16 protein-coding genes and 1 riboswitch are annotated in these 16,237 nt (G+C 72.4%); of the genes, 7 read left to right on the forward strand and 9 right to left on the reverse strand.

Annotated features, from left to right (window positions below):
- Window positions 1–25: 25 nt before the first annotated feature.
- Window positions 26–949, reverse strand: a complete 924-nt coding sequence (locus OG357_RS00980) for an SIS domain-containing protein (protein ID WP_329619252.1) — start codon at window positions 947–949, stop codon at window positions 26–28.
- Window positions 950–1,109: 160 nt separating this feature from the next.
- On the opposite strand from OG357_RS00980, the gene OG357_RS00985 reads away from it, so the two are divergent.
- Together OG357_RS00985 and OG357_RS00990 are read left to right on the forward strand one after the other, a co-directional pair.
- Window positions 1,110–1,913: a DeoR/GlpR family DNA-binding transcription regulator gene (locus OG357_RS00985; RefSeq protein WP_329619253.1), complete on the forward strand. Its 804-nt coding sequence runs from the start codon at window positions 1,110–1,112 to the stop codon at window positions 1,911–1,913.
- Between the two features lie 181 nt (window positions 1,914–2,094).
- A complete protein-coding gene (locus tag OG357_RS00990; RefSeq protein ID WP_329619254.1) occupies window positions 2,095–4,119 on the forward strand; it encodes a phosphocholine-specific phospholipase C in 2,025 nt (674 codons plus the stop codon).
- A 60-nt stretch (window positions 4,120–4,179) separates the two neighbouring features.
- Here the strand turns inward: OG357_RS00990 and OG357_RS00995 are convergent, their stop codons facing one another.
- Entirely contained in the window at window positions 4,180–4,797 is a 618-nt protein-coding gene (locus OG357_RS00995; RefSeq protein ID WP_329619255.1) for a DUF6197 family protein, read from the reverse strand.
- Window positions 4,798–5,195: 398 nt separating this feature from the next.
- A riboswitch (cyclic di-AMP (ydaO/yuaA leader) is annotated at window positions 5,196–5,349 on the forward strand.
- 5 nt (window positions 5,350–5,354) lie between these two features.
- Between OG357_RS00995 and OG357_RS01000 the strand changes: the two genes are divergently transcribed.
- A complete protein-coding gene (locus OG357_RS01000) occupies window positions 5,355–6,260 on the forward strand; it encodes a LysM peptidoglycan-binding domain-containing protein (RefSeq protein WP_329619256.1) in 906 nt (301 codons plus the stop codon).
- On the opposite strand, the gene OG357_RS01005 is transcribed toward OG357_RS01000, so the two are convergent.
- The 3 genes from OG357_RS01005 to OG357_RS01015 all read right to left on the reverse strand — a co-directional run bounded on the left by OG357_RS01005 (window position 6,244) and on the right by OG357_RS01015 (window position 9,144).
- Window positions 6,244–7,539: an alpha/beta family hydrolase gene (locus OG357_RS01005; RefSeq protein WP_329619257.1), complete on the reverse strand. Its 1,296-nt coding sequence runs from the start codon at window positions 7,537–7,539 to the stop codon at window positions 6,244–6,246. The genes OG357_RS01000 and OG357_RS01005 overlap by 17 nt on opposite strands.
- A 102-nt stretch (window positions 7,540–7,641) precedes the next feature.
- On the reverse strand, window positions 7,642–8,238 hold the full coding sequence (locus OG357_RS01010; RefSeq protein WP_329619258.1) for a hypothetical protein: 597 nt from the start codon (window positions 8,236–8,238) through the stop codon (window positions 7,642–7,644).
- A gap of 141 nt (window positions 8,239–8,379) precedes the next feature.
- Window positions 8,380–9,144 carry an alpha/beta fold hydrolase gene (locus OG357_RS01015; RefSeq protein WP_329619259.1) on the reverse strand — a complete coding sequence of 255 codons (765 nt, stop codon included), beginning with the start codon at window positions 9,142–9,144 and terminating at the stop codon, window positions 8,380–8,382.
- A gap of 195 nt (window positions 9,145–9,339) precedes the next feature.
- Between OG357_RS01015 and OG357_RS01020 the strand changes: the two genes are divergently transcribed.
- From OG357_RS01020 to OG357_RS01030, 3 genes are all read left to right on the forward strand, one after another.
- Window positions 9,340–11,910, forward strand: a complete 2,571-nt coding sequence (locus tag OG357_RS01020; protein WP_329619260.1) for a SpoIIE family protein phosphatase — start codon at window positions 9,340–9,342, stop codon at window positions 11,908–11,910.
- A gap of 166 nt (window positions 11,911–12,076) precedes the next feature.
- On the forward strand, window positions 12,077–12,325 hold the full coding sequence (locus tag OG357_RS01025; RefSeq protein WP_329619261.1) for a type B 50S ribosomal protein L31: 249 nt from the start codon (window positions 12,077–12,079) through the stop codon (window positions 12,323–12,325).
- 168 nt (window positions 12,326–12,493) lie between these two features.
- A complete protein-coding gene (locus OG357_RS01030; RefSeq protein ID WP_329619262.1) occupies window positions 12,494–13,330 on the forward strand; it encodes an NAD(P)H-binding protein in 837 nt (278 codons plus the stop codon).
- A 186-nt stretch (window positions 13,331–13,516) separates the two neighbouring features.
- On the opposite strand, the gene OG357_RS01035 is transcribed toward OG357_RS01030, so the two are convergent.
- From OG357_RS01035 to OG357_RS01045, 3 genes are all read right to left on the reverse strand, one after another.
- Window positions 13,517–14,014: a peptidylprolyl isomerase gene (locus OG357_RS01035; protein WP_329619263.1), complete on the reverse strand. Its 498-nt coding sequence runs from the start codon at window positions 14,012–14,014 to the stop codon at window positions 13,517–13,519.
- 124 nt (window positions 14,015–14,138) lie between these two features.
- The gene (locus tag OG357_RS01040) at window positions 14,139–14,360 is read right to left on the reverse strand and encodes a hypothetical protein (protein WP_329619264.1); all 222 of its coding nucleotides are present in this window, start codon (window positions 14,358–14,360) and stop codon (window positions 14,139–14,141) included.
- A 30-nt stretch (window positions 14,361–14,390) separates the two neighbouring features.
- A complete protein-coding gene (locus OG357_RS01045; RefSeq protein ID WP_329619265.1) occupies window positions 14,391–14,999 on the reverse strand; it encodes a DUF6629 family protein in 609 nt (202 codons plus the stop codon).
- Window positions 15,000–15,099: 100 nt separating this feature from the next.
- Here OG357_RS01045 and OG357_RS01050 point away from each other — a divergent pair, with 100 nt between their 5' ends.
- Window positions 15,100–15,621, forward strand: a complete 522-nt coding sequence (locus OG357_RS01050; protein ID WP_329625453.1) for an AMIN-like domain-containing (lipo)protein — start codon at window positions 15,100–15,102, stop codon at window positions 15,619–15,621.
- A gap of 58 nt (window positions 15,622–15,679) precedes the next feature.
- On the opposite strand, the gene OG357_RS01055 is transcribed toward OG357_RS01050, so the two are convergent.
- Window positions 15,680–16,183, reverse strand: a complete 504-nt coding sequence (locus tag OG357_RS01055) for an NUDIX domain-containing protein (protein WP_329619266.1) — start codon at window positions 16,181–16,183, stop codon at window positions 15,680–15,682.
- Between the last annotated feature and the right edge of the window lie 54 nt (window positions 16,184–16,237).

The raw sequence follows: 16,237 nt of genomic DNA on the forward strand, positions 1-16,237 counted from the left end.
CTGGAAGTCGGTGGGCTCGGGGCGGTCAGGCATGGTGGTCGGCCAGGACCACGGAACGGGTCAGGTTCCGGGGGGTGTCGGGGTTCAGCCCCTGGGCCTCGGCCACCGCCACCGCCAGGCGCTGGGCCCGGATCAGGTCCGCGAGCGGGTCGAGATCGCTCTCGACGACCGTGCCGCCGACCTTGCGCACCTCGTCCGCGAGGCCGACGGGGAGGGTGCCGAAGCCCCATGCGACGCGCCCCGGGCCGGTGATGCTGATCGGGCCGTGCCGGTACTCCATCGCCGGGTACGACTCCGTCCACGCCCCGGCCGCCTCCCGCATCTTCAGCCCGGCCTCCAGGGCGAGGCCGTAGGTCCAGCCGGTGCCGAGGAAGGTGAACTGCTCGGCGGTGAGGACCGCGTCGTCGAGAGGAACGGCGACGGCACGCTCGGCGTCCTCCGCGGCCTCCGCGAGGGGCCGTACGCCGGCGGGCAGGGCGTCCTCGGACTCCAGGTGCGCGCGGAACAGGGCGAGCGCCGTGGTCGCGAAGCGGGTCTGGACGACGGACTCCTCGTCCGCGAAGTCCAGGACGGCGACCTCGTCGGCGAGGTCCATCACGGGGGTCGTGGGGTCGGCGGTGAGCGCGCCCGTGGGCACCTCGCCGCGCAGGCGGGAGAGGACGGCCAGTACCTCGCTGGTGGTGCCGGAGCGGGTGATGGCCACGACACGGTCATAGCGGCGCCCGTAAGGGAACTCGGAGGCGGCGAAGGCGTCGGTCTCGCCGTGACCGCCGGCCTCGCGCAGCTCGGCGTAGGCCAGGGCCATGAACCAGGAGGTGCCGCAGCCGATCACGGCGACGCGCTCGCCCCGGCGGGGCAGGGCGGCGGTGTGCTGGGGAAGAGTGCGGGCCGCCTGTCGCCAGATGGCCGGCTGGGAGGCGATCTCCACGGCGGTGCGTGAGGTGGTCATGCAGGACTCCTTGCAAGAAGAGTGCGCGATGATGGAGCAAGAATGCGTGAAGCTGCGTGAAGGTGGACTCATTCAAGCAGATATACGCAATACGTTGCCAGGGTTGACGCGCACCGACGGATAGAATCGGACGCGCGCACGATCGGGAGGGGATGGGCCGATGTCCAAGCACGAGCGGTGGAACGCACTCCTGGAGCTGCTCGCGGCCTCGGGGAAAGTCGAGGTGGAGGAGGCGGCGACCGCGCTGACGGTCTCCGCCGCCACGATCCGCCGGGACCTCGACGAACTCTCCGAGCAGCAGCTGCTCGTACGGACGCGGGGCGGGGCGGTCGCGCACGGCGTGTCGTACGAGCTGCCACTCCGCTACAAGTCGGCGCGGCACGCCTCCGAGAAGCAGCGGATCGCCGCGGCGGCGGCCGATCTGGTGGCCCCCGGGGAGGTCGTCGGGCTCAACGGCGGCACGACGACGACGGAGGTGGCACGGGCGCTCGCCCTGCGGTTCGCGAGCGGCCGGGCGGAGGCGGCGGGCGGGGGCGCGGCCGGGCCCGCGCTGACCGTGGTCACCAACGCGCTCAACATCGCCGGCGAGCTGGCGGTGCGCCCACAGATCAAGATCGTCACGACGGGCGGGGTGGCACGCCCGCAGACGTACGAGCTGGTCGGCCCGCTGACCGTCGGCGTGCTCAACGAGGTCGTGCTCGACGTCGTGATCCTCGGGGTCGACGGTGTCGACCCCGAGCTGGGCGTGATGGCCCACCACGAGGACGAGGCGAGCATCAGCCGGCTGTTCGCCCAGCGATCGAGCCGGGTCGTCGTCGTGACCGACTCCTCCAAGATGGGCCGCCGCGCGTTCGCCCGTATCTGCGGTCTGGACCGGGTCGATCTCCTGGTCACCGACACGGACATCTCGGCGGAGGCCACGGCGCAGCTCACGGAGGCCGGGGTGAAGGTCCTCACCGTCTGACCGGGACGGAGCCAGACATCAGCCTTATTGGTATGAGGTCGGACCAATCTCCACACCGGCATTCCATGGCCCTGGGCTGTTAACCCAGGAATTACTGCACGGCCGTATACCTTTAAGCTCCCCTCCCCCATCATGGCTCCCGACGTGCCGCGCGGGCACGCCGTGACAGGAGAGGCGGGGCATGCTTCCCATCAGCCGCAGGGGATTCGTCGGAATCGGCGCGGGGCTCGTCGCCGGGGCGGCGCTGGCGCCCGGCCGGGCATCGGCCGCCGCGCGTGCCGCGACCGGCACGCTCACCGACGTCCGGCACGTGGTGATCCTCATGCAGGAGAACCGCAGCTTCGACCACTACTTCGGCACGCTGCGCGGCGTACGGGGGTTCGGCGACCGTGCCGCCGGCAATCTGCCCGGCGGCTGGGGCATGTTCCACCAGCCCAACTGGGGCGGCCGCCAGTACCCGTGGAAGCTCAGCGACACCCCGCCCGCGGGCGGCGTCGACGGCGAGACCCTCGCACAGTGCAACGGCGATCTGCCCCACAGCTGGACCTCGCAGCACGCGGCCTGGAACAAGGGCCGGATGGACAACTGGGTCATGGGCGTGGGCAACACGCGGACGCTCGGTCACCTCGACCGCGAGGACATCCCCTTCCACCACGCGCTCGCCGACCACTACACGATCTGCGACGCGTACTTCTGCTCGGCGCTCAGCGCCACCGGCCCCAACCGGACGTTCCTGTGGAGCGGGAAGATCGACGGCTCCAGCAAGGACGGGGGCGACGAGTCGGGGCTGACCTGGGAGACGTACGCGGAGGCGCTCCAGCGGGCCGGGGTGAGCTGGAAGGTCTACCAGAACGCGCAGGACAACTATGGCGACAACGGTCTCGCCTATTTCAAGAAGTTCACCGACGCCCGCCCCGGCGACCCGCTGTACGACCGGGGCATGGGCTCGGTCCCCAAGGTCACCGGCTCGACGCCTGACGACATCGCCGCGGCCATCCGCGCCGACGTCGTGGCGGGCACGCTGCCGCAGGTGTCGTGGGTGGTGGCGAGCGAGGCGTTCTCCGAGCACCCGTACGCGCCGCCCGGGGACGGCGCGCACTTCGTCGACCTCGTCTACCGCGCGCTGGCCGCCGACTCCGAGGTCTTCGACTCGACGGTGCTGTTCCTCAACTACGACGAGAACGACGGCTTCTTCGACCACGTGCCGCCGCCGGTCGCCCCGCCGGGGACACCGGGCGAGTACCTGGACGGCGTGCCGATCGGACTGGGCTTCCGTGTCCCCATGCTTGTCATGTCCCCGTGGACCCGGGGCGGTTGGGTGAGCTCCGAGGTCTTCGACCACACCTCCGTCCTCCGCTTCATGGAGACCTGGACGGCGGCCCTCGGCACACCGGCCACCTGTCCGAACATCAGCGCCTGGCGGCGCCGGGTGACGGGCGACCTGACGAGCGTCTTCGACTTCGCCCACCCGGTGTACGGAGTGCCCGCCGGCCTCCCCTCCACGGCGAAGGTGATCGGCCAGGCCACCTGCGGCCCGCTGCCGAACCCGGCGCCGCAGAACAACGCGCAGCCCGCGCAGGAGTCCGGCACCCGCCCGGCGCGCGCCCTGCCGTACCAGGTGAACGGCAACCTCGACCGGTTCGAGTTCGGTGCCGCCGGCAAGATCCTGGCCTGGTTCTCGATGACGAACCAGGGGGTGGAGGCCAAGCAGGCGGCGCACTTCTCGATCCACCCGCACCAGCACCGCGACACGGCCGCCTGGCAGTACACGGTCGACGCGGGCGGCACGGCCTCCGACTACTTCAACATCGGGCTCGGGTCGGGATCCGGGAAGTACGACATCTCGATGATGGGCCCCAACCGCTTCCTGCGGCGCTTCACCGGCGACGCGTCCAAGGCCGGCAAGGCCGTGGAGGTCGCGGCCCGGTTCGCGCCGGAGGCGGGGACGGGCCGGACGGCCCTGTGGTTCAGGATGACCAACACCTCGGCTGCTCCGGTGACGTTCACGATCCGCTCGAACGCCTACCGCACGGACGGACCGTGGACCTACACGGTCCCGGCGAACTCCAGCCGCGAGGACTTCTTCAACGCGGTGGCCTACAACGGCGGCTGGTACGACTTCACGATCCTCGCCGACATCGACGGGACCTGGTCACGCCGGTACACCGGCCACATCGAGACCGGAGCCCCGAGCGTCACCGGCTGAACCCGCGCACGCCGGCCGGTCGCACCGGCCGGTGTCACCGGCAGGGCTCACCGACAGGACTCACCGGCCGGCGTGCGCGGCGCGGCGGATCGTCGCGTCGAGGAGGCCCACCGCGTCGGCGGCCGTACGGCCGGGGGCCCGGTTCCACGGACCGATCAGCTCGCCCCATCCCTGCGACCGGAGCTCGGTCATGATCCAGGCGGCCGCCTCGTTCATGGTGTCCGCGCTGCCGTAGCCGAGGCGGTGGGCTGCGAGGAGCGCGCCGCAGACACAGCGCGCTCCCCGCGCGTCGCGCAGCTTGTACGGCGCGTTCTGCCAGCCCCACTCCGTGAGCACCAGCCGCGCGTAGCCGAGGTGGACCGAGGGGCGCAGCTCGGGACGGCCGATCCGGCGCCAGGCGTGCAGTCGGTCCGGGAGTACGGCTCCGATGCGGCCGGGGAGCGTCTCGACGGGGGCCGACGGCGGGAGCGCGTCGAGCGCGTCGGCCACGAGCCGGTCCACGGACACGGTGAGGAGGGCCCGCCAGTCCGCGGGCTCGGGCGTCCGCTCCGGCGCGGGGGCCGGCCGAGCGGGGGCGGTCCAGTCGGTGACGATCCGCTGCCAGGTGGCGCTCTCGAAGAGAGCGGCCGCCTCGCGGTCGAGGGTGTCCGGGCTGATCGGGGCGATGGAGGTCGGCATCCGGGTGGCTCCTGGGTCGGGTACCTCCATCCTTCAAGAAGAATGTCTAGTTTGCGACTTTTGCCCGCACTGGGCGTGCCCCACTCGCACCAGCGCGGGCGAACAGCCCACCTCGGCCAATTTCCGCCCATTTACTCACCAACGGAATTACATCGCATATTCGGACATTACTCTCCTGGTGACGCGGTTCACTTTCTCTCGCCCTCGTCAGGGACCCGTACACCCGCAGCCCGTACCGCACACGGAAGTTCACCGCCTCCCGAGCCCGGTCGATCTTGAATTCCCTGAATTCGGAGATCCAATTCCGGGAGCCGGCGATCAGATCCTCTTGTTATCCGGCGCAATGCTGGCCTACGGTCACCCCCATTCGAGCGGAACGCCTAATCCTGCCGCCGCCCGAAAACACCTCCCTTTCACCCGACGGCAGGAGCGGGGGACCCACGAATTCGCCGGTCCGGAATCCGGAACGGCTCGGGGTGCAGCCGCGTGTGCGCGGCCGGACATCTCCCGTCCGAACCCGACAGCTCACCCCGCAGGCGCCGGAGAGGACATCCGTCATGCCTGCACACGGTAAGCACCGCCGCCCCCGTCGCCGCACCGTCTCCCGCGGCCTCGCGCTCGCCGGCACGGGCGGCGCCGCCCTGGCCCTGCCGCTGGTCGTCCCCGCCACGGCCGGCGCCGAGACCGTTTCGGCCGCACCGAAGATCGCCGCGCAGCCCTTCGCCGCGCATTCCTTCGCGGCCCAGCCCGCCGCTCCGGCTGCCGCTCCCTCGGCCCCCGCCGCCGCGCGCACGTACACCGTGGTGAGTGGTGACTCGCTTTCCCTGATCGCCCAGAAGAAGGGAATTCAGGGCGGCTGGAAGTCGATTTACCGGGCCAACAAGTCCGCCGTGGGTGACAATCCGTCACTCATTCACCCCGGTCTCGAACTGACGATTCGTCGGGATTCCGCGAAGCCCGCCACGAAGCCCGCCCCGGTATCCGCGACCGCGCAGAAGAAGAGCTCCACGACCACGGAGCGGGCGAGCCGCTCCGAGCGCCGTGCCGCGGCCCCGGCCGCCGCCTCGGGTGCCTCCGCCGCGCAGGCGGCGCCCGCCGCCGCGCCCGCCGTCAAGGCCGCCCCGGCCGCCGCCACCCAGTACGCCGACAACCTCGACGGCTGGATCCGGCAGTCGCTGGACATCATGGCCCAGCGCGGCATCCCCGGTTCGTACGACGGAATCCTCCGCAACGTGATGCGCGAGTCCTCCGGCAACCCCCGGGCCATCAACCTCTGGGACTCGAACGCCGTGGCCGGCACCCCCTCGAAGGGTCTGCTCCAGGTCATCCAGCCGACCTTCGACGCCTACCACGTCCCGGGCACGTCCACGGACCTGTTCGACCCGGTCGCCAACATCACGGCCGCCTGCAACTACGCGGCCGACCGCTACGGCTCCATCGACAACGTCAACGGGGCCTACTGAGCCGGAACCACTCGGCGAACCAGTCCGTGGCGAGCTCCGCCACCTCCTCCAGGGCGCCCGGCTCCTCGAAGAGGTGGGTGGCCCCGGGGACGACGGTCAGCCGGTTCTCGCAGCGCAGCAAGGCCTGAGCGCGTCTGTTGAGGTCCAGCACGAGCGCGTCCCGGCCGCCCACCACCAGGAGGGTCGGGGCGCGCACCCGGCCCAGGTGCTCGCCCGCCAGGTCGGGCCGGCCGCCGCGTGAGACGACGGCGGCGACGCCGGAACCGGGATCGGCCGCCGCCCACAGCGCGGCGGCCGCGCCCGTGCTCGCCCCGAAGTAGCCGAGCGGCAGCTCGCCGCCCTCGGGGTGCCCGGCCAGCCACTCCGTGGCGCTCGCCAGCCGTCCGGCGAGCAGCGGGGTGTCGAAGACGTGTGCCCGGTCGGTCGCCTCGGCCTCGGTGAGCAGGTCGAAGAGCAGCGTCCCGAGACCTGCCCGGTTCAGGGCCGCCGCGACCGCGCGGTTCCGCGGACTGTGCCGGCTGCTGCCGCTTCCGTGGGCGAAGAGGACGATGCCGGTCGCGCCGTCGGGGACGGCGAGCCGTCCGGCGAGGGTGGCGCCGGTCGCCGGGATCCGGACGTCCGTGTCCCGGACGACGGGGTCGCGCGCGGCCCGGCTGCGGGCGAGGCAGTCGAGCACCTCCGCGTCGGACGTCTGCGAGAAGTCGCGGTAGAACTGGCCGATCGCGTAGAAGAAGTCGGGCTCGCGGACGCTGACGGTCTCGTCGGCCTCGCCGCCGAGGCGGGCGGTCCAGCCGGGCGGCGCGACCGGGACCGCGAGGACGATCCGCGCGGCACCCTTGGCCCGGACCACCCGGCAGGCGGCCAGCGCCGTCGCGCCCGTGGCGAGCCCGTCGTCGACGATGACGACCGTCCTGCCGTCGAGCGGCACGGGCGGGCGGCTGCCCCGGTAACGGTGCGTGCGCTCTTCGAGCTCGACGTGCTCACGCTCCTCCACGGCCGCGAGGTCCCGCTCGCCCACGCCGGTCTCGCGCAGCACCTGGTCGTTGAGGACGCGTACGCCGCCTTCCCCCAGGGCGCCCATCGCGAGCTCCGGCTGGTACGGCACCCCCAGTTTGCGCACGAGACAGATGTCGAGGGGCGCGTCGAGCGCGTCGGCGACCTGCGCGGCCACCGGTACTCCGCCGCGCGGGAGGCCCAGGACCACGACGTCCTGGCCCTTGAGGTGGTCGAGACGGGCGGCCAGCTGCCGGCCCGCGTCGGTGCGATCGCTGAAGTCCATGGTCCGCCGCCCTTCCGCACGCGGCCCGGGCGCCGGGAGGAACGGTGTGTCCCGTCCCCTGCCCGTCTCTCCAGGGTAGACGGGTCGCCCCCGCGGGACAGGTCAGCGGGACTGCAGGGCGTCGAGGGCGACGGCCTGGGCTATCGCGAGCCGCCGGTCGAGCTCCGGGTCGGCTATGTCCACGACGTACCGGTCGCGCACTCCGAAACGCTTCTCGACGGACATGACGGGCCGTCCGGCCTCGGCGAAGTCGAAGTGGTACGGCACGACGAAGGGGAGCAGCTCCGTGAAGGGGAGGAACTCCCAGCCGCGCCGCAGGATCCCCACGGTCCGGTTCCGCTCCTGTCCGGTGGTCTCCTGGGCCTCCCCTTCCCGGTTCAGGTGCCAGGTGCTGCGCAGCAGGGACGCACCGAAGTCCTTGCGGAAGCCGCCCAGCCGTGTGCCGGAGGCGCCGTGGACGTCGTAGGTCGCACCGAGGTCGATGACCTGCCGGGCCCGGAAGGTGAAGAGGACCTGGCGCTGGGACTCGTCGGTGTAGAAGGTGACGTGCTCCTTGAGGGCCATCCGCTTCTGGTGGGCGAAGGCGACCAGTTCGGCCTCCTCGCCGTCCGGGCCCATGGTGTGCACCAGATAGCGGTTGGCCATCAGGGTGACCTTCTGCCGCACCAGGAAGCGGTGCTGCGACTGTGCGAGGCCCATCGGTTGTGCTCCTGCCGGTCCTGGACGGTCCGTCGGAGACCGTCCCGTGGGGGTGTGAGCACGATGATCCGATGCGGCGCCGGCCCACCGCTGTCCTCGAAAGTCGTCGGTCCCGACGACCTTCGGATACGGAAGGTCCCGTCAGGCGGCGAGAAAGGCCTCGATGGCCTCGGCGAGGGCCTGCGGTGTCTCCTCGGGGGCGTAATGGCCCGCGTCCTTGAGCACGTGGAGGCGCGCGTTCGGGTACCAGCGCAGCCAGGTGGCCTCCATCGCCTCCGTACCGAGCGCGGGATCGTGGGCGCCGACGACGAGGAGGACGGGGGTGGGGTTGTCGCGGACGCGCTCGTGGAAGTCGGGGCCGGACCAGGAGTCCAGATAGGCCCGGAAGGCCGTCGCCGAGGAGCGGCTGACGGAACGCTCGACGAGGGCGCTCAGCCAGGCGTCGTCGTACCGGCCGCCGGTGGTGTTGTCGATGATCGCGCGCCGGTTCGCCGGGGCGTCGGCGGCGCCGGCGAACAAGTCCCAGGTCTCTCCGTCGAGCGGGAATCCCGCGGCGGAGACGGGTGAGATGCCGATGAGGGAGCGGACACGGTCGGGCGCGTCGAGAAGCATCAGCTGGGCCGCCTTGCCGCCCATCGAGTGTCCGATGACGGAGAACGAGTCCCAGCCGAGGTCGTCGGCGACGGCGAGGGCGTCGGCGGCGGTCTCCTCCATCGTGAAGGCGCCGTCGATGCCGCGGGCCTCGCCGTAGCCCCGGCAGTCGACGAAGGCGTACGTGCCGGCGGCCTCGTCGAGATGGGCGCGCAGCGGGGCGAAACTGGTGCGGTCGCCGAACCAGTTGTGGAGGACGAGGGCCCGGCCGGGGCCTTCGCCTTGAACGTCGTACGGAAGAACCCGGCCCGTCATCGTGCCCCCTGGCAGCGAGGTGGCGGCGCCGCGCGTCGATGGCGGCACCGGTGGTGGTCGACGACCGAGTGTGACGGTGCGGGCGCGTGCGGTCAACAAGGCCGGGCGGGGGCACACCATGTTCCGGTCGCTCGGGCGGCGTCTCGAGCCGTGCCCGGGATGCGGGGGCTTTCATGACAGGGGCATCCTGGCTGTGTGACCTCGCACGGCACGTCCGGCCCCGGCCCGGCGGGCGGTACCGGGCGCCCGTCCGGGACCGGGGCTGCCGACGGGCCCGCTTCGGGTGCGCTGACGCGGGTGCTCGCGGAGGCGGCGCTGCGGACCGTCGAGGCGGTCGGCGGGTACGCGGGCGGGGTGTACCTGCGGTCGGAGACGCCGGGTCTGCTCCGGCTCTCGGTCCTCGTGGGGCTACCGGGGCCGCTGTTCCGCCCGTGGTGGCGGATGCATACGAACCGGCCGTTCCCGGTGGCGGAGGTCCACCGCTCGGGGCAGGCCGTCCATCTCGCCGACGTCGACGACGCGATGCGGCGGTTCCCCCAACTGGTCGCGAGTCTGCCGTTCCCCTTCGCCTCGCTGTACGCGCCCGTCGTCGCGGGCCGCGAGCGGTTCGGGGTGCTCGTGGTGCTGCGGGCGCCGAGACCGGGCGAGGGCGTGAGCGCGCGCGACCGCGCCCGCATGACCAGCGACGCGCTCCGGCTCGGCGAGTCGCTGACCGCCCTCACGGCTCACGGGACCGCGGCCGAGTGGACCGGCGACCCCGTGTGCGTACAGCTGTCCTCCGCTTCCGCGCCGCCCGTGCGCTTCGGTTCCTTCGACTGGGACCTGGACACGGGCACGGTCACCATGGACGGCGGGCTGCGGGAGATCCTCGGGGCCGGGGTGACCTCGCCCTGCTCGATCGAGGTGCTCACCTCCCGGCTGGACACGGAGGACGCGTACGCGCTGTGGGCGGCGGCGCTCCAGGCGACGGGCGAGGACGGACGGCCTACCGTGCGCCGGATCCGGCTGAAGGGCCCTGACGGCGGGCTGCACCTCCTGGAGGTGTCGGCCACTGCCCGGCAGGAGCCGTCGGAGCCGGCCGGGGGTCCGCCGCGCACCGGCGGCCGGCTCTCGGGCACGCTCGTCGACCTGGGGACGGGTCTGGTGGGTTCGGACGCCACGGACCGGCTGCCGCGGGCGATCCTGGCGATCGACCGGCTGGGCCGGATCACGTACCTCAACGAACGCACGGAGCGACTGCTCGGCCGGCCGCGCGGAGCGCTCGCCGGGCGGCCTCTCTGGGAGGCGCTGCCGTGGTTCGGCCTGCCCTTCCACGAGGAGCAGCTCCGGGCCGCGCTGCTCTCCGACGAACCGGTGCGCTTCCTGGCCCGTCCGGAGCATGGCCGGTGGCTCACGGTCTCGCTGCATCCGGGCCGGGACGGCGTGACCATGGTCCTCGTTCCGGAGGAGGACCTCGCCGGTCCCGACGCGGCTCCGGGCCGCCCTGACGGCGCGCGCGGTCCTGACCGTCCGCAGCCGGCGACGGACGACGACGTCGAGGGCCGCGGCGACCGGGCGGCAGCCCTGTACCGGCCGGTGGCGCTGGCGATCGCCCTCTCGGAGGCCGTGACGGCACGCCAGGTGTCGGCCGTGGTGACGGAGGAGCTGCTGCCGGCCTTCGGCGGACGGCAGCTGGCGATCTACCTGCTGAGCGACCGGCGCCTCTACCTCGCCTGGGAGACGGGCTTCCCGCCGGGCTTCCTCGAACCCTTCGACGGGGTCACGCTGGACTCCCGGATGCCGGGGGTGGAAACGCTGACGACGGGCCGGCCGCTCTTCTTCGAGTCGATGGAGCAGCTGAGACTGGCGTACCCGGAGCTCCCGCTCGACGCCCACACGGGGGCTCGGGCCTTCCTGCCGCTGATCGCCTCGGGACGACCGGTGGGCTCCTGCATCCTCGGCTTCGACCGGCCGCGTACGTTCAGCGCGGAGGAGCGGACCGTGCTCACCGCCCTGGCGGGCCTGATCGCGCAGGCGCTGTCCCGGGCGCAGCGGTACGACACGGAGTCGGCGGTCGCGCGGGGGCTCCAGGACGCGCTGCTGCCGCACCGGCTGCCGGTGCGGGCCGGTGTGGAGACGGTCGGCCGCTATCTGCCGGGCACCGAGGGCATGGACGTGGGCGGCGACTGGTACGACGTCATCGAGACGGGGCACGACCGGCTGGCGCTCGTGATCGGCGACGTCCAGGGCCACGGGGTGGCGGCCGCGGCCACGATGGGGCAGCTGCGCAGCGCGGTACGGGCGTTCGCGCTGGGCGGCCATCGGCCGCAGGACGTGATGCGGGGTACCAACCGGCTCCTCATCGACCTGGATCCCGGTCAGTTCGCGAGCTGCTGCTATGTGCTGCTCCACCCGGAGACGGGCGAGGCGCGGGCGGTACGGGCCGGGCATCCGCAGCCGCTGCTGCTGAGCCCGGGCGGGACGACTCGGCTGGTGGAGCTGGCGGGCGGGGTCGTGCTGGGGGTCGACGACCGTGCCTCGTATCCCGTGACGCGGTTGCGGCTCGCGCCCGGAGACGTCCTCGCGCTGTTCACGGACGGGCTGGTCGAGCGGCCCGGCACGGACATCGACGAAGGGATCGAACGCCTGCGGCGGGCGCTCGCCTCGACGGGTTCGATGACCCTCCCGGAGGCGGCGGACCGGCTGATCCGGGAGGCCCGGCAGGCCACGGCCAGGCCGGACGACATCGCCCTGCTGCTCGCGGCCCGCTGGCCCGAGCCCCGCTGAGCCCGACACCTCCCCGGCGGGTCCGTCCGTCACCCGGTCGGGCCCGTGGCGCTGGTCGGCCGCCACAGGCCCGGCGAGGCTGGGGGTGCCGTGCCGGACCAGGCCGGACGAGCCGAGACGCCCACGTCAGGGCGGACGAGTCAGGGCGAGAGCCCGAGGAGGACACGTGCAGCAGGACAAGCAGCCCGAGTACGGACCCGTGGTCTTCCGGGACCGGTCGGCCGGGTACGCCTTTCTGACCCGGTCCACCGCGACCAGCGAGCGGACCATCGAGTGGGACGACGGCAACACGTACCCGGTGATCGACGTGGAGATCTCCTCCGAGAGCCACCCCTTCTTCACGGGAACGGCGCGGACGGTGGACTCCGAGGGCCGGGTCGCGCGGTTCGAACGCCGCTTCGGCGAGGGGGACTGAGCAGGCCGATCGGTCTTTCAGGACACCGCTCGCGAAACCGCTGGGGAAACCACTGGGGAAACCGCTCGCGAAACTGGCCAGAAGATGGCCAGTTTCCCTTCCAGGATGAGGTCACGAGGACGGCGGGGCGCCAGCGCACCGCCGCGGACCCTGGGAAGGGGAACTGCTGTGATCGTGGTGACCGGAGCGACCGGAAACGTCGGACGACCGCTGGTGGAGGCACTGGCCGCGGCCGGTGAGGAGGTCACGGCGGTGAGCCGTCGCCCTGCCGACGGACTGCCCGCCGGTGTGGTCCACCGTCGGGGCGACCTGGCCGACGTGGACGGCCTGAAGGAACTGTTCGAGGGCGCCGAGGCCGTCTACCTGCTCGTCGCGGGCCTCGGGGACACCCTGCGGCCCCGCGAGATCGTGGCGGCGGCGGTGGCCGGCGGGGTGCGGCGGATCGTGCTCCAGTCCTCCCAGCTGGTGGGGACGCGGAACGATTCCGTGTCGCACGACTTCCTCCGCGCCTTCGAGTCGGCGGTGCGGGAGTCGGGCCTGGAGTGGACGGTGCTGCGGCCCGGCGGCTTCGCCTCCAACGCGTACCTGTGGGCCGAACAGGTGCGCACCGCACGGACGGTCGCGTCCCCGTTCGGGGATGTGGCGCTGCCGGTGGTGGATCCCGCGGACATCGCGGAGGTCGCCGCGTCCGCGCTGCGCGATCCTGCGCACGCGGGACGTACGTACGTCCTGACGGGTCCGGCCGGGGTGTCGCCGCGCGAGCAGGTGCGGGCCCTCGCCGAGGCTGTCGGCGAGCCGGTGGAGTTCGTGGCACAGAGCGCGGCCGAGGCGCGGTCGCATCTGGTGCGGTTCCTGCCGGAGGACGCCGTCGACGGCATGCTGTCGGTGATGGGCGAACCCAGCGCGGAGGAACAGCGGGTGAGCCCGGACGTGGAACGGGTCCTGGGACGTGCGCCGCGCCCGTTCTCGGCGTGGGCGGAACGGAACGCGTTCGCTTTCGCGTGAGGCGGAACGGCACGGGGCGGGTGCCGCGTCGGCCGGGGCGGGGAGCCGCGTCCTGTGGACGGTGCTCCCCTGCCCCGCCGTGCGGGCGAGCGAGGGCCTCGGGCCCTCGGCTCATGCTCCGCGGAGGCTACCGATCAGTGCTGCTGATCCCAGTGCTGCTGATCCGGCCTCGGGTCAAGGGCCTGTTCAGGCCTTGACGATGCCGGACTCGGCGACCTTGATGGTGGCGCTGGTGGCGCCGGAGCGGGAGCCGAGGCCCTCGATCTTCTTGACGAGGTCCTGGCCCTCGACGACCTCGCCGAAGACGACGTGCTTGCCGTCGAGCCAGTCGGTGACGATCGTGGTGATGAAGAACTGCGAGCCGTTGCTGTTCGGGCCGGCGTTGGCCATCGAGAGCAGGAACGGGCGGTCGTGCTTCAGCTTGAAGTTCTCGTCGGCGAACTTCTCGCCGTAGATGCTCTTGCCGCCGGTGCCGTTGCCGCGGGTGAAGTCGCCACCCTGGAGCATGAACTGCGGGATGACGCGGTGGAACGGGGAGCCGGCGTAGCCGAAGCCGTGCTCGCCGGTGCAGAGCTCGCGGAAGTTCTGCGCGGTCTTCGGGACGACGTCGTCGAAGAGCTGGAAGACGATGCGGCCGGCGGCCTCGTCGTTGATGGTGATGTCGAAGTAAACGTTTTCGCTCATGGGGACATCCTGTCATTACTCGCGCACGGCGCGCGCACGGGCTGCCTCCTCCCGTGTCACGGCGCGCCGGTGCCCCGCACCTCCCGGGGGGCGCGGGGCACCGGTCGCCGCGGTCGGGCGAGGGTCAGAGCAGTCCGCCGGTCTTCGGCGCCTGGAGCGAGCCCCCGGCGCCCTGGACGGCGTCCACGGCCCCGGTGACGGTCTCGACGCTCTGGTCGTCCTGGAGGAGGCCGGTGGCGCCGCCGAGGGGGTTCTCCGCGGCGCTGGCCTGCGGCGGCGGGGTGATGAGGGCGGTGACGACGCCTGCGGCGAGGGAGGCGATGGCGAGCATGCTGCGCTTCTTCATGCCCTGGTCAACTGCTGAGGCGCCGAGGGGTTACGCCCGACTTCGGACCCAGGTCAGGAGCACCAGTGAGGCGACGGCGGCGAGGGCGCACCACGTGGAGACGAACTCCGTGCGCCACAGCGCCGCGCAGACGACGGCCCCGGCGCCGGTGAGGAGCCCGAGCAGGCGCAGGATCCGGTCGCGGGCGAGGAGCAGCGCGCCGACCGTGGCCAGGAGGTAGCCGACGAGGAGCGGGGCCGCGTACGGCAGGTCGACGACGTAACCGAGGGTGTGTCCGCGGATCTCGGCCGCGACCGGGCGGGTCGCGAGGCGGTACGCGAGGACCGTGGCGGTCGCGAGGCCCGCCGCGAGCGGCACGAGCAGGCGCCGCCGGTCGGCGGGGCGTGCCGCGGCCAGGACGCCGGCCGGGACCCAGACGGCCAGGAGGGGCAGGGCGATCACTGCCCAGGCGAGGGTCGCGGGACCCGCTCCCCCGCCGGAGCGCCAGACGGCGGCCTCCACGACCTGGTGGGCGCCGAGGAGCAGGGGCAGGGCGGCGAGGGGGAGGTCCCCGGCACGGCGTACGGAGGCGATCGCGGCCAGGCCGACGGCGCCGATCCCGAGGCCCGCCCAGAGGTCGGCCGTCGCACTCCAGCACATAACGCACTTTTACCTCATACCAGGTGGAACCGTACGGTTGAGGTGGATGTCTTTCTCAGTGACACCACTGTCCCCGGAGCTGGAGAAATTGGGGGACGTCATGCATCACCGTCACACTCTCGCGGCCGTCGCCGCAGGGATCCTTCTGACCGCCGGGATCGGCGCCACGATCCCGGCAGGCGCCTCCGATTCCCCGCCCCGCACCTCGACGGCACCGGCCACGGCCCAGGTCGTCAACGCCCGTTGGGGCGGACACGCGGGCTTCGACCGGATCGTCATCGACCTCCGGGGCGCCGTGCCCCCGGTCACCGTCCGGCAGGCGAGCGCACTGCACTACGACGGCTCGGGGCAGAGGGTCCCCCTCGCGGGGAAGTACTTCCTGGAGATCGGCCTCTCCCCCGCCGCCGCCCACGACGACAACGGAAGGAACGTCTACCAGGGGCCCCGGCTGCTGAAGATCTACCTGCCCGTGCTCAAGGGGCTCGCCCTCACCGGCGACTTCGAGGGTGTGGTCACGATCGGGGCCGCCTTCGACACCAAGCCGGCCTTCAAGACCTTCACGCTGCACTCCCCGGAGCGCCTCGTGGTCGACATCGCGCACCCGGCCGGCTGCCGGACCTGAGGTCACGACGGACAGGCCGGCGCGGTGGGGCCGTCCGGGCGGACGGCCCCACCCCTGTTCAGTCCTCGGCAGCGCCGGTCTCCACGTACACGGTCGATCCGGTCCTGCGGGCCCGGTCGATCTCGGCGAGGCGGGTGAACTCGCCCGGCTTCATCTCGCGCTCCCACTCGTCGAGGCTGCGCACGCTGTACTCGCTGTGCTCGTCGGGGTCGAGGACGACGGCGGCGATCTGCTCGTCCGTCAGCTCGCCGCCGTCGAAGATGAAACCGATGTGGTTGGCCGGCCACTCCTCGCCCCGGTCGGTCATGAAATGGGTGCCGAGGAGACGCGGCTCCCCGGTGAAGACGAGTCCGGTCTCCTCGTGGCACTCGCGCACGGCCGTCTCCCAGGGGGTCTCCCCCGGGTCCATGTTCCCGCCGGGCCACTGCCACAGCTCGGTGCGGTAGGTGGCGCGGAGCTGGAACGGGCGGCCGCCCGTGTCGGTGAAGTACAGGCAGGCGTACGCCGTCGCTCTCGGCAGGGTCGCTACGTACTGGACGGGCGGCAGCCAGATGTTCGCCATGGGCGGCTCTCCTTCGACGGGCCGGTGGGGACCCCTCCATCCAATCGGCCCCGG

Source organism: Streptomyces sp. NBC_01255 (assembly GCF_036226445.1).
GTDB lineage: Bacteria > Actinomycetota > Actinomycetes > Streptomycetales > Streptomycetaceae > Streptomyces.